Source organism: Paenibacillus rhizoplanae, from assembly GCF_042684125.1.
GTDB lineage: Bacteria > Bacillota > Bacilli > Paenibacillales > Paenibacillaceae > Paenibacillus_AQ > Paenibacillus_AQ rhizoplanae.
The window spans coordinates 44,039-57,796 of the sequence record NZ_JBHUKY010000007.1; the positions used below are offsets into that span (position 1 = coordinate 44,039).

The following is a 13,758-nucleotide window of genomic DNA, read 5'->3' on the forward strand; positions in this document are numbered from 1 at the left end:
CATTAATAAGCAGGATTGAACCTTAGATCTCGAATTCTTCGCTCGAATCGGACAGTCCGCCGTTTTGCACTCCTGAACCGTTGGCTACAGCAAGCACATACACCTTATATTTGGTGCCTTTGACAATCGGGTTACCGTTAGTATCCCTGGCTGCCGCGGCAATGGAGAGATTGCTTCCATTAGGGACGGCCGATCTGTAGTAGGAAGACTGCACACCAAGGGCTTCTGCAGTACCGAAGCTCTGCTTGGAAGGGACTACGAATACCCGGTATTCGGAGATATTCGACTCAAGGGCGGACTTGGTGAAGTTAACCACAACTTTGCCGTTATCCATACCGTAGGTCACATTCGTCACGGAGGTGACGGGAAACTTAGCCGATAAGGTAAGGGCTGCTGATCCTTCTGACAATACGTTAGTTCCCTGGTAACTGCCGTTTCGGACAGTCAATACATATACCCTGTAGCTGATTCCCGGCTTGATGGCTGTGCCGCGTACGTCTTTGGCTGAGGCATCAAGCACCTGATTGGTGCTGTCCCCGGATGTACCTGCGGTAGTATAATTCCCCGCATTATTCGCATCCGACAAGCTGAAGCTGTTGTAGTAGTTCATAGGCACAACCAAAATCCGGTAATGGCTGATGTAGGATTCATCTCCGGCATGATTGAACGATACTCTCAGATCACGGCCGTCTCCATAATCGTTCACATCACTCACACTCAGATTCGATATGGCACTGAGGCCGGAGGTATTCACCAGCGTAATCGCCGTTGAAGCCGCGGATAGCACATTCGAGCCTGAATTGTTCCAGTTACCTGCCGCGAGCACATACACTTTGTAGCTGGTTCCGTTCCTGATCAGGGACCCGCGCACATCTCTGCTGGAGGAGTTCAGAATCTGTTCGGTATACGTTCCTGATGTGTTTACCGCCGTATAATTCGCACTGGATACGTTATTCGCATCATTTAAGCTGAAGCTGCTGTAATAGTTCGTAGGCACAACCAAAATACGGTATTGGCTGATATTGGTCTCGTCTGAGGCATGGTTGAAGGTAACCTTCACATCCCGCCCGTCATTATAATCGTTCACATCGGTTACATTCAGGTTGGATACCCCTGCATTGGTGAGTGTAAGGGCCGTTGAAGCAGGTGACAGCACATTATTCGCTGCATTGCTGCTGTCAACCGCGAGTACATACACCCTGTAGCCAACGCCTGTCTTGATCAGCGCGCCATCTGTATCCCTGGAGCCGGAAGAGAGATTCATGCTGATGTTATTCCCCGTCTTGTTGATCTGCGTGTAATTGCTGCTGGAGACCGCATTGGCTCTGCCCAGGTCAAACACTGTGGAATTGGACGCTTTGACTACGAAAATCCGGTAAGAGCTTATCTTACTCTCATCGGCCAGCTTGTTGAAGCTGACGGAGAGATCGCGGCCGTCTCCGTAATCACTGGTATCCTTTGCCTGGACCGTGCCCAGTGCCGGAACCGTCTTGTTCTGCAGTGTAATGGGCGCAGACGCACTGGACAGGGCACTGGTATTATTGCCTTTGCCGAATGTTACTACGTATGCGGTATATCCCTGATTATTCTTAATCAGATCTCCGTCAATCGTTCTGGTGGCAGCGTTCAGCTTCACTACCGGGTTCGCTCCTGTTACCTGCGCAACGGAGTAGTTATATGAACCTACTGCCAGTGCAGACGACAGATTCAGTGTAGTGCCGTTCTTGACGATAAGCACACGGTAGTGATCCACCAGCGATTCATCTGCCGCACGGTTGAAGCTGACCTGCAAATCCCGTCCGTCCCCGTAATCACTGATATCCTGGGCAGCTACTCCTGATACCGGAGCTGCATTTCCCCCCACTGGAACCGGAGTGGTGATCGTTACAATCTGCGCAGCCGGATTCCAGCCGACCTCGCGGCCGAGCGCTTCACTTACGAACCGGGTAGGAACCATTGTGCGGCCCTTCAGATTCTGGCCCGGCACATCAAGGCTGACTGTCTTGTTGTTGATTGTGGCGATCTTGGAGCCAATCTTGAGCTCAATCGTTGTATCGTTCTGGGACGCTGTTACCGTCTGCGTCTTCTGATTCCACTTGATGTCGGCATTGAAGGCTTCGAAGATGGCCCGCAGCGGTACCAGGGTCCGTCCGTTCACCATCACCGGCGGCCGATCGGTGGACAAGGTCACTCCATCAATAATAATTCTGATGGGTTTAGCTGCTGCCTGGGCCGGAGCCTGAAACAACATGGGAATTACCAATAATCCTGCTACAATCGAAATCCATAACTTTTTCACAAGCTCACCCTCCCGGATAGGAAACATCTCTCATTTTTCTATCTCTTTGACGCAAGCTGGGCGGAAAAAGTTTCTCTCAAAACCGGTTACAAAAAAATAACCTTTGGAACCGGATTCAAAGACAGCAAAAAAGACTGCAACAGGAGGATACCCATGGGGTATTCCGCCATTGCAGTCCTGGTTCCGGGCATACTGCCTAATCAGTCCGCTTTGGTCAGACTGGACAATATCCGCTGAATCACGACAGGATCATTTCCGACTATTTTTTCCACATAGGTAAATACCACGGGATCATCCATCTCAAGCAGCTCCGGCGCATCCGCCGTGCCTGTACCGAGTTCAAAGGCCGTCGGCCCTTCTTCTGTCATAATCTCTACGGAATGGGTGTCCATCTGACCGACATAAGTGCCTGAGCCCTGAATCTTCTCTGACTCTGCGGCTGCGGAAGAACTAGGCTTCAGCACCGGACTGACGAGAGGTACCGCCGCCGTCTGTACAGGGATTCCCGGAGAGCTTGCTGCTGCTGAGGAAGATTCTCCAGGGGCTTCAGCCGGGCTGTTCCCGCCGCAAGCCGTTAGGCTGAGCATTAGTAGAGCCGTTGCTGCCATAGCGGGTACCGTACGTTGTAGTCTCATGATGTGTACCTCCTCTGTTTGTTGCGTGCTGCTTACCTTACCTAAGGATTACCCCGCAAGCCGGGTATTGTAAACTTGCCGTTACGGGCTGGGCATCAGCCGTACGCACAGAAGCGCCGGACTAATACAATAGTGAAGAGCCTTATTCAGCATTTGGAGGAGTGGTATCCTTGAGAATTGATATCGGCTGCGGCCCGGGCAAAGAATCCGGGTATCTGGGAATCGACCGTACACAGTACCCCGGAGTGGATATCGTCTGCGATATTTGCGAAGGAATCCCCCTGCCCGACAATACGGCCGAATTCGTGATGGCCAGCCGGATGATGCCTTATGTGAACGATCTGTTTGCAGCGATGTCAGAGATTTATAGAATAAGCACGCACCAAGCGGTTGTGTGTATTCTCGCACCCTATGCCCATAGCTTCCCGCATGCCTCCAACCCTATGTTTAAGCAAAAGTTCGATGAATATACCCCCCGGTATTTCACCGGCCGCTTCTTCCAGCCCTATCAGAGCCCGCTGTGCCCGGAGATCCCGGATTATCCCGCGCCGGTGCCACCGTTTGACTTCAGACTGCTACGGATGGAGCTGTTCTATCAATATCCCTTTGACGACAATCTGTATGATACGGAGGAGCTGGAGGTTCTGAGGATGCTGCAGTCCAATGTCATTCATGAAATTATGTATCACTTTGCCGTCATTAAGCGGGAGATTACCAATGAAGAACTGGAGGCGATGAGCCGAAGGGTGCTGCCTGAACCACGGGCACTACTAGAGCGCCGGCTTCGGCTGCAGAACAGGAAATATATGTTATAAAATTCGGAATGGACATACAAGATTGCCTAAAACGGAACATAGCCTAATACAGCACAAGCAAGATGGCATATCGGCCACACAGGAGCCGGTCTGCTTTTTTTTGGCTGTCAGAGCTTCTATTCAAAAGGAGGTGAAAATTATTCCTCTAGTCGTTCGGTCTACGGTTAATGCAACAGGCGCCATCACTTTCACAGGCAACACGCTTGGACTAAGCCGCTCTGAAATTGCCGGTGTACCGGGTACACAGGACAGTATCGGAGGCTTCTCTACGATCAATACAGCTTCTGTATACGGCACTTATCCTGCTGGCACTACCAGTCTATATCAGAGCAACAGTTCAGCAGCAATTCTAGTACTCCCTGCCGGAAGCACGGTTCTGTATGCCGAGTTAATCTGGGGCGGTTCTTATGTTAACGGCAACGTCAATCTCACTGCGGCAATCAACAACCCTGTATCCTTCACTACACCGCTCGGGAACATGGTCAGTGTAACCCCTGATTCAGCCACAGCCAATTCGGTGAATCTGGGCGGCGGGGCACTCGCGTATGTCCGTACCGCCAATGTCACCAGCATCATTCAAGCTTCCGGTGCCGGAACCTATGTCACTGGCGGTGTAGTCGGGACTATCGTAATTCCCGGTGATTCCACTGCCAACCATGCCGGCTGGACACTTGCCGTCATCTACCAGAATCCGTCGCTGCCCTTCCGCAACATGTCTCTGCGCGCAGGTGCTGTCCTTGTCCAAGCCTCCTCGGCGCCGGTGGTCACCGCCATTACCGGCTTCGCCACACCTGTTACCGGCGCGCTGGGCGGACGTATCCAGTTTAGCGCCCAGGAAGGAGATGCCGACCGCTCGGGCGACCAGGCGCTTTTCGGCCCTACCTCCACCACTCAAGCCGCCCTCTCCGGGCCTAACAATTTTGCGGGCAACTTCTTCGCCTCGCAGATTAACAATGATACCGGCAATCTGAATACGACCGGCACGTTCGGTACCCGCAACCAGACCAATGGCAGTCCGGGCTCCAACATTGTCGGCGGGCGGCAGGGCTGGGATATCACGAATGTGGATGTCTCTGCACGCCTGGTCAATAACCAGTCCTCTGCTCTCCTGACATTGACTACTTCAGGCGATGCGTATGTTGTTAACGCCAACGGACTGCAAATTGACATCAATGCACCCAAGATCTCCTTGACCAAAAGCGCAAATGTCGCCGGTACCATCGTTGGTGATCTGGTCACCTACACTGTAACAGTCAGCAATACCGGTACGGCAAGCGCAGCCAGTGTTGTATTGTCAGATATCTTACCGGCAGGTCTTACTTTTGTCACAGGAAGCGTGGTGGTAGCCGGTGTTGCCAGGCCGACTTATGATATAACCTCCGGCATCCCGCTGGGTTCACTTACTCTGGGCACTTCCATAACGGTGACTTATCAAGCCAGAGTCACTTCCTTGCCGAATCCGCAATTTGTGCCCAACACGGCTAACGCTGCCTTCACCTTCCAGAGTGTGGCCGGAGGCCCGATTGTCAGCGGAGTCATTCCATCCAATACACAATCGCTGCCGGTATATTCTCCCGTTCTCGGCATTGTCAAAAGCGCCGATACTACCAACGCAACCGTCGGAGACCAGGTTCTCTACACCCTGCAAATCTCCAACACCGGCAATATCGGCGCCACCACTACGCTTACAGATAACATTCCTGCCGGCAGCTCCTATATTCCGGGAAGCTTTACGGTAAACGGCACGCCTGTGGCGGGTAATCCCGCCGCCGGGATCGCCATCGGCACCATCGCAGCGGGAGGAAGCTCTACCGTTCAGTTCCGTGTACTGGTGAACAGTCTGCCTTCTCCCCCACAGCTGGTGGACCAGGCTACAGCCGCCTATACCTTCCAGGTTCCTGACGGGCGGACCGTGAACGGTACGGCTGCCTCCAATACGCTCACCATACCGGTCAGACTGCCGAATGTTGCCCTTGTCAAAAGCGCCAGCTTCCCGGATGTCGCCGTAGGCGATACCCTGCAGTATACGTCTGTGGTTACTAATAACGGAATCGTCGCCATCACGAACGTTGTGCTCTCTGATCCGATACCCGCAGGCAGCACTCTAGTGCCTGGAAGCGTGGTGGTGGCGGGAACCGCCCGGCCTGCCGCAGATCCGGCTTCGGGGATATCCGTGGGCACCATTGCCCCGGGGGCCAGCGTAACGGTAACCTTCCAGGTGAGTGTCACCTCTGTGCCGGGAAGCGGCCAGCTCGCCAACCAGTCATCGGTGTCGTACAGCTCGGGGGCATTCAATGCCCTTACGCAGTCCAATACCACCCTGACTCCTGTATATCAGCCGGTAATCGGCATCGTCAAAAGCGCAAGCCCCGGCAGTGCCACGGTTGGAGGGAATGTTCAATACACGCTACAGGTCCAGAACACCGGCAATCTCGCTGCAACGGTAACCTTAACCGACACGCTTCCGGCCGGGTCCGCCTTCGTCGCCGGAAGCGTCACAGTGAACGGCGTGGTCCGTCCGTCAGATTCTCCGGTGAGCGGAATCCCGCTCGGGTCCGTAGCACCGGGAGCCGCCTTGACCGTAACCTTCCTGACCACTGTCCAATCCCTTCCGTCACCGGCAACCTTGACGGACCAGGGCAGCAGCAGCTATACCTATCAGCTGCCCAGCGGACGCTCTCTGTCCGGCGGAAGTATCTCGAATACGGTCACTATTCCGGTATCCGCCCCCAACCTCACGATTCTCAAAAATGCCAATCTCACCTCAGTGGCTGTAGGCGAATATCTTACCTACACCGTCTCTGTATCCAACCCCAGCGGCGTAGCGGTTAACAATGTAGTGCTGTCTGATCCGGATCCGGCAGGCAGTGCCTTTGTAGCAGGAACTGTTACGGTGAACGGAACGGCCGTACCCTCTGCCAATCCAAATGCCGGGATTGCTCTCGGAACACTCGCTGCGGGCGCCACAAGCATCGTTGCCTTCCAGGTTAATGCGAACTCTATTCCAAGCCCGCCTCAACTGAGCAACCGGGCCAGCGCGTCCTTTACGTCAGGCTCATTCAGCGGAGCAGCCCTGTCCAATACAGTGTCTACCCCGGTCTTCATTCCAGTCATCGGACTTGTTAAAAGCTCAAGCCCTGCGCAGGCCTCTGTCGGCAGCTTGCTCTCCTTCTCCATTCTGGCCAGCAACACCGGCAATATCGCTGCGCTCCTGAATCTGACCGATGCCCTGCCGCCGCAGACGGTATTCGAGACCAACAGCGTAAGTATAGGCGGGACGCCGCTGCCGGGGTACAGCCCCTTAACCGGCATTCCGGTGGGGCCGCTTGCTCCCGGAGACAGCGTCGTCGTCAGCTTCCTTGTTACGGTTACTGCACTTCCCCCGAACCAGCAGTTGCCCAATACCGCAGCGGCTTCCTACACTTTTACCCTGCCGGATGGGCGTCAGCTGGGCGCTAATGCAGTGTCGAACACACTTACAGTTCCCGTCTCGGCACCGAATGTCAGTGTTGTCAAAAGCGTCAATGCCATTGATGCCGTGACTGGCGATATTCTTACCTTCACATCCGTGCTGACGAATAACAGCATTACTTCTGTCAGCAGCATCATTCTCAGCGATCCCTTGCCAGAGAATGCAGCGTTCCTTCCCGGAACCGTAATTGTCGGCGGCATCTCCCAGCCGTTGGCAGTTCCGTCCGCCGGTATCCCAATCGGCAGCCTGGGGCCTGGAGCCTCCGTTGCCGTCACATTCGAGGTGAGAATAACCATGCCGATTCCTTCACAGGTCAATAACCAGTCCACCGTCAGTTTCACCTCCGGGGTCTTCTCCGGCTCTTCATCGTCTAACGTTACCACCACACCGGTCACACAGCCGCAAATCTCCCTTGTCAAAAGCGCCAGTGACCTGAACGCCACAGTTGGCGATACGGTCATCTATACCGTTGTGGTCAGTAATACCGGTAACCTTGCCGCCAATGTTACGTTAACCGACAATATCCCGGCTGGTACTACCTTTGACCCTAACAGCGTCATTGTCGGCGGTTTTCCACAGCCAGGGGCTGCACCGGATACTGGAATCACGGTCGGAACTGTCGCTCCCGGGGCAAGTGTGTCTGTCAGCTTCACGGTCTTCATCTTGTCCCTGCCTTCACCGCAGCAGCTTGTCAATCAGGCAGCTTCTACCTATACTTTCACACCGCCTGACGGCCGGCTGCTCAGCGGCAGCGCCGTCTCCAATACGGTAACGATCGCTGTCTCCGCCCCCAATCTGGCGGTCGTGAAGAGTACGTCTTCCACCTCAGTGGCACTCGGCGATACCATTGCCTATTCCGTTAACATCACGAACAACGGAATAGACCCGGTTAATAATGTAGTGCTCAGTGATCCAACACCGGATGGGGCAGCCTTCGTGCCGGGCAGCGTATCTGTAAATGGCGTGCCGTTCCCCAATGCCCATCCTTCAACAGGGATCGCCATTGGCACACTGGCATCCGGCGCTTCCGCCGTAGTCTCCTACAGCGTTACGGTAACTTCGGTACCGGCAGACACCTCGATAGATAATCAGGCTACTGTAACCTATACCTCCGGTGTCTTTACAGGCTCCACCTTCTCCAATCCCGTGGCGGTGCCTGTCTTCCAGCCCAATATCGCTGCGGTCAAAACAGCCAATACCGCCAATGCAACAGTCGGTGATACCGTAACCTACACGATAACGGTCAACAATACAGGCAACTACGCAGCAATTCTGACCGTAACGGACAATATCCCTGCCGGGACTACCTTTGAGGAGAACAGTGTACTGATTAACGGGCTGCCTCTGCCGCAGGCGAGTCCCGCCACCGGAATTGCCGCCGGAACCATCGCCCCGGGTGCAAGCGTTGCTGTATCGTTCTCCGTAATCATCACTTCACTGCCTTCACCGCAAACGCTGGTGAATCAGGGAACCGTTGCCTACGGCTTCACCTTGCCTGACGGAAGAACCCTGGGAGGTTCAGTGCCCACCAACACCCTGACCATCCCCGTCTCGAATCCCAACCTGGCGGTTGTCAAAACCACCGCAACCACCGCAACCCATGTTGGGGATACCATTACGTATTCGGTAACGATGACCAATAACGGCATCACTACCGTTAACAATGTGGTGTTCACGGATGCACTGCCTGCCGGTACCGCCTTTGTTCCGGGCAGTGTGCTGGTAGACGGTGTTCCCCGTCCGGCAGCTTCGCCAGCTACCGGGGTGACGATTGGCAGTATCGCTCCGGGCGCTTCTGTCACTGTAGCATTCAACGTAACCGTTACGTCCCTCCCGGGTTCAGAAGTGCTTAACAATCAATCTTCGGTCAGCTTCACTTCCGGGGCCTTGTCCAGCGTGGCCTTTTCAAACATTGTGACCACTCCGGTCTTCCAGCCGATTATCGCTGCCGCCAAGAGCTCAAGCTCGGTAAATGCAACGGTCGGGGATACGATTACTTATACTGTCAATGTCACCAATTCAGGTAACTATGCGGCAACCGCCACTCTGACCGATACCATCCCCGCCGGTACAACGCTGGTTCCGAACAGTGTGTTGATTGGCGGCTTCCCGGCACCGGGCGCTGATCCCGCCTCAGGTGTCCCGCTGGGCTCGGTCGCTGCGGGTGCCACACTGCAAATCGTGTTCTCTGTTGTCATAGATACACTTCCTGCCAGCCAGCAGCTCAGCAACCAGGCGATCATCGCCTTTGCTTACACACTGCCGGACGGACGGACCTTCAACCAGTCGGCCAGCTCGAACATCAATCAGATTACCGTATCCTCGCCCAATGTACTGGTTGTCAAAAGCTCTACAGTAACCGATGCAGTCGTGGGAGATACCGTTCCATACAGCATAAGCGTTACCAACAGCGGCATAGCGCCGATCAATAATGTTGTACTGAGCGACCCGATTCCGGCCGGCTCTTCCTTTGTCCCCGGCAGCGTAGTCGTCGACGGCACTCCGCTGCCGGGGGCGAATCCTGCCAATGGTATTGCTCTGGGCACCGTGGCCCCGGGCGCATCGGTCCTGGTCACCTTCAACATTGTTGTCAACACGCTGCTTAATCCGGCCACGCTCAGCAACCAGGCTTCGGTGAGCTTCACCTCCGGTGCATTCTCCGGCGCCTCCTATTCCAATTCGCTGGTTACTCCGGTCTTCCAGCCGATTATCGGCATCTTGAAAAGTGCAGATACCGCCAATGCAACGGTGGGGGATACCGTCACTTATTCCCTCAGCGTGACCAATACAGGCAATCTTGCAGCCGTCGTCACCTTAACCGACTCTATCCCGGCGGGAGCAGTATTCATTCCGAACAGTGTACTGGTCAATGGCCAGCCCGTTCCGGGTGCAGATCCGACTACTGGTATCAATCTGGGGACCGTAGCAGCTGGCGCCACTGTCACGATGACCGTCACTCTGCAGGTTACGGTAGCTTCCCTGCCTTCGCCGCAGCAGCTCGTGAACCAGGCCTCCGCCACCTTCACCTACTCTCCGCCGGATGGCCGTCTGCTCTCAGGCTCTGCACTGTCCAACACGCTGGTCATTCCGGTCTCTTCCCCGGATGTAACAGCCGTCAAGAGCACTCCGGCCATTGATGCCGTAGTCGGCGACATCATTACCTATACCATCGTTGTGACGAACAATGGTATTGTTCCTGTCAACAACGTGGTGCTGGTTGACCCGATTCCGGCCGGCAGCCAATTCGTAGCAGGCAGTGTGACTGTGGACGGTGTTCCGCGTCCTGGTGCGAACCCGGCCTCCGGTGTAGTGATCGGAACCATTGCTCCGGGAGCTTCTTCTACGGTAACCTTCCAGGTTCAGGTCATTGTCATATGACAGACGGCTCACGGCTTCAGCCTGTCGTAAGCAATCAGTCCATGGTACGTTACAGCTCCGCAGAAGGGAATGACACTATTACCTATTCCAATACCGTCCATACGTCCGTTGTAGGTCCGGTTCTATCCCTGCTCAAACAAGCGGCTCCCTTGAGCGCCTCCCTGGGAGATACGCTGGTCTATACCGTTACTGCCAGGAATAGCGGCAATACACCGGCAGTGCTCACAATCATTGACGTTCTTCCCCCGGGAGTATCCTTCATAGCCAACAGTGTGCTTAGAGACGGAGTGCCCCTTCCGGGGGTTACTCCGTCTTCCGGCATCCCGTTGGGGACTCTTGTTCCGCATTCAGGGGTCACCATCGCTTTCCAGGTCATTATAGTCTCACTCCCGCCTTCGCTTGTCCTGGACAACAGAGCGGTTGGCACGTATTCCTTCACCACTCCGGAAGGGAGAACGGTGAGCTCGGATATCCGCTCCAATCCTGTCAGTGTCTCCCTTCTGTCCTACCAGTTGTCCACACTGCTCTCTGCCAGCACACCTACTACCTTCATTGGGGATGTCGTCACCTATACCCTTCAGCTCAGGAATGAAGGCACCCGGCCGCTGACCGCAGTCATTGCTACGCTTCCCGTTCCGGAAGGTACTTCCTTCCTTCCCGGAAGTGTTATCGCAGGCGGGATCTATCAGCCTGAGGCCGACCCGGCTTCAGGTGTCGGGCTTGGTTCGCTTCCTGGAGGGGCAGCCTCCGAGGTCTCCTACCGTGTCCGGGTGAGCTCGAGTCCTCCAGGCTCGGTGATTCCGGCGAACGCACAGATCTCTTATGAGGCCAACGACAACAGAACCTCCACCGCAAGCAACACGGTTCAGATTACGGTCATCCAGCCCGGATTATCGGTAAGGCTGAAGGTTGATCTCTACAGCGCGGCGCCCGGTGACAACTTGCGGTACGAGTTCACTGTACAGAATAGCGGTAATATGGCGGTGAACGCGCTGCTGACGGATGCCGTGCCGGCAGGCGTACTGTTCGTCTGGGACAGCGTCCGTATCGACGGGGTTCCCCAGAGAGGCGTCCGCCCCGGGAACGGAATTCCGCTGGGCACCTTACGGGCAGGCGCTGTTATGGCGGTAGATTTTCTCGTATCTATTCCAGGTGCCACCGATATCCGCCAGACGCCGGCCATTCAGAATCAGGGAGTGGTCCAGTATACATTCTCCCTGCCGGACGGACGCAATGTAGGGCAGGTCTCCCGCTCCAATGCGGTGACCACCTTACTGTTCACGCCCATCATCTCGATTCAGATTGAGGGAGAGCCGCCGGTGGTCGAGCCTGGCAGCATCGCGGAATTCAACATTTACGTGTCCAACAGCGGGAATTACCCGGCTGAGGTCTCGGTGATCCGAATTGTACCGCAGGGTACCGTCATTGATCCCGATATCGTTACGATAAGCGCCATCACTGTACCCGGTACGCCATACAGCGGAACAGTTGCTCTAGGAACGCTGGAAGCGGGGCAGACCGTCACACTCACTTATTTTATCAAAATAAATACGGATTATATGGGCAAGGATCTTCAAGGCTCTACGGCTGCCCTGTATCTATTTACCATCGACGGACGCCGGTACTCCGGTGAAGCCCGTTCCAACAGCTATAAGCTGCTCATTGAAGAAATCAGTGAATAATCCAGCTCACATATCCCCCATCTCCCTGAATATACTTTAGTTACAACCTGCTGCATCAGCCTTAGTCTCAATAGTGACAATACCGAATAATACAGTTCATGGGAGGTGGTCATCCTTGTCCCAGCCGTCCGGTCCATACGCTTTTGTCGTATCCAAAGAAGACTGGTCCCTTCACCGCAAAGGCCATCAGGATCAGGAGCGTCACCAGCAAAAGGTCAGAGAAGCCATCAAGGGCAATCTGCCCGATCTGGTTACTGAAGAGAACATTATTTTGTCGGGCGGCAAGCAGATTGTGAAGGTGCCGATCCGCAGTCTGGATGAATACCGGATTATCTATAATTTCCGCAAGCAGAAGCATGTCGGCCAGGGGGACGGGGAGAGCCAGGTGGGTGATGTCCTCGGGCGCGATTCCCAGTCGGCCCAGCCGGGCAAAGGAGATAAAGCGGGCGATCAGCCCGGCGCAGATACCGTTGAAGCCGAGGTAGATCTGGAGGATCTGGAGGATATTCTGTTCCAGGACATGGAGCTGCCCCATCTGAAGCCGAAGGATAAAGAAGAAATTGAGGTCAAATCCATTGTCTTCAACGATATCCGCAAAAAAGGCATGATGTCGAACATCGACAAAAAGCGTACGTTGCTTGAGAATCTGCGGCGCAATGCCAGCAGCGGCAATCCTGGAATACACAGCATCAGCCCCGATGATCTGCGTTACAAAACCTGGGATGACATCACGATCCCCCACTCGAACGCCGTGATTATTGCCATGATGGACACCTCGGGCTCCATGGGCACTTTTGAAAAATACTGCGCCCGCAGCTTCTTCTTCTGGATGACCCGCTTCCTACGCCGCCAGTATGAGAAGGTGGATATTGTGTTCCTGGCCCATCATACGGAAGCCAAGGAGGTCAGCGAGCATGATTTCTTCACCCGGGGCGAGAGCGGGGGGACGATCTGCTCCTCCGCGTACCAGAAAGCAATTGAGATCATCGACAGCCGCTATCCGCCTGCCAAATACAACATCTATCCCTTCCATTTCTCGGATGGCGATAATCTGACCTCCGACAATGAGCGCTGCGTCAAGCTGATCGGCGAGCTGCTGAAGCGCAGCAATATGTTCGGCTACGGTGAGGTGAACCAGTACAACCGCAGCAGCACCCTGATGTCCGCCTACCGCCACCTGAAGCAGGAGCAGTTCATGCATTATGTGATTAAGGATAAGAAGGAAGTGTATCTGGCGCTGAAGGCTTTTTTCGGTAAAAAGGCAATCGAAGCCTGAGCGAGTACAGCGCGCAGCTTCATAGTGTTAGAACGATCCCCTGCAAACCGTGCGAACGGCGGGCGGGGGATTTTTGGTGCGCGGAATCAGATATGGCTGCAAAAGCCTGTTGACTCTTATATCGTCAGCCGATATAATAAATGTATCGGTTGACGATATAACGATAGATGGTATAACGTCAGATGGTATAACGACGAGACA

At 54.7% G+C, this 13,758-nt stretch carries 6 protein-coding genes; 4 read left to right on the plus strand and 2 right to left on the minus strand.

The genetic code is table 11. The annotated features are described in order from the left end of the window. Positions 1–22: 22 nt before the first annotated feature. Together ACFSX3_RS01925 and ACFSX3_RS01930 are read right to left on the minus strand one after the other, a co-directional pair. Positions 23–2,299 (minus strand): stalk domain-containing protein, encoded by a 2,277-nt coding sequence (locus ACFSX3_RS01925; protein WP_209991317.1) that lies wholly within the window; start codon positions 2,297–2,299, stop codon positions 23–25. A 200-nt stretch (positions 2,300–2,499) separates the two neighbouring features. Further along, positions 2,500–2,934 carry a hypothetical protein gene (locus tag ACFSX3_RS01930; RefSeq protein WP_209991319.1) on the minus strand — a complete coding sequence of 145 codons (435 nt, stop codon included), beginning with the start codon at positions 2,932–2,934 and terminating at the stop codon, positions 2,500–2,502. A 170-nt stretch (positions 2,935–3,104) separates the two neighbouring features. Here ACFSX3_RS01930 and ACFSX3_RS01935 point away from each other — a divergent pair, with 170 nt between their 5' ends. The 4 genes from ACFSX3_RS01935 (at position 3,105) to yhbH (ending at position 13,557) form a co-directional block, all read left to right on the plus strand. Further along, positions 3,105–3,749 carry a methyltransferase domain-containing protein gene (locus ACFSX3_RS01935; RefSeq protein ID WP_209991321.1) on the plus strand — a complete coding sequence of 215 codons (645 nt, stop codon included), beginning with the start codon at positions 3,105–3,107 and terminating at the stop codon, positions 3,747–3,749. Positions 3,750–3,849: 100 nt separating this feature from the next. Beyond that, positions 3,850–10,599: a DUF7507 domain-containing protein gene (locus tag ACFSX3_RS01940; protein WP_379312546.1), complete on the plus strand. Its 6,750-nt coding sequence runs from the start codon at positions 3,850–3,852 to the stop codon at positions 10,597–10,599. Further along, positions 10,596–12,281, plus strand: a complete 1,686-nt coding sequence (locus tag ACFSX3_RS01945; protein WP_209991322.1) for a DUF11 domain-containing protein — start codon at positions 10,596–10,598, stop codon at positions 12,279–12,281. The genes ACFSX3_RS01940 and ACFSX3_RS01945 overlap by 4 nt, the downstream gene beginning before the upstream one ends. A 115-nt stretch (positions 12,282–12,396) precedes the next feature. Then, the gene (yhbH, locus tag ACFSX3_RS01950) at positions 12,397–13,557 is read left to right on the plus strand and encodes a sporulation protein YhbH (protein ID WP_209991325.1); all 1,161 of its coding nucleotides are present in this window, start codon (positions 12,397–12,399) and stop codon (positions 13,555–13,557) included. Positions 13,558–13,758: the final 201 nt, after the last annotated feature.

Excerpts from the sequence above, each read along its gene's own strand:
- ACFSX3_RS01930 (WP_209991319.1), bottom strand. The coding sequence starts at position 2,934 with ATGAGACTACAACGTACGGTACCCGCTATGGCAGCAACGGCTCTACTA.
- ACFSX3_RS01945 (WP_209991322.1), top strand. The coding sequence starts at position 10,596 with ATGACAGACGGCTCACGGCTTCAGCCTGTCGTAAGCAATCAGTCCATG.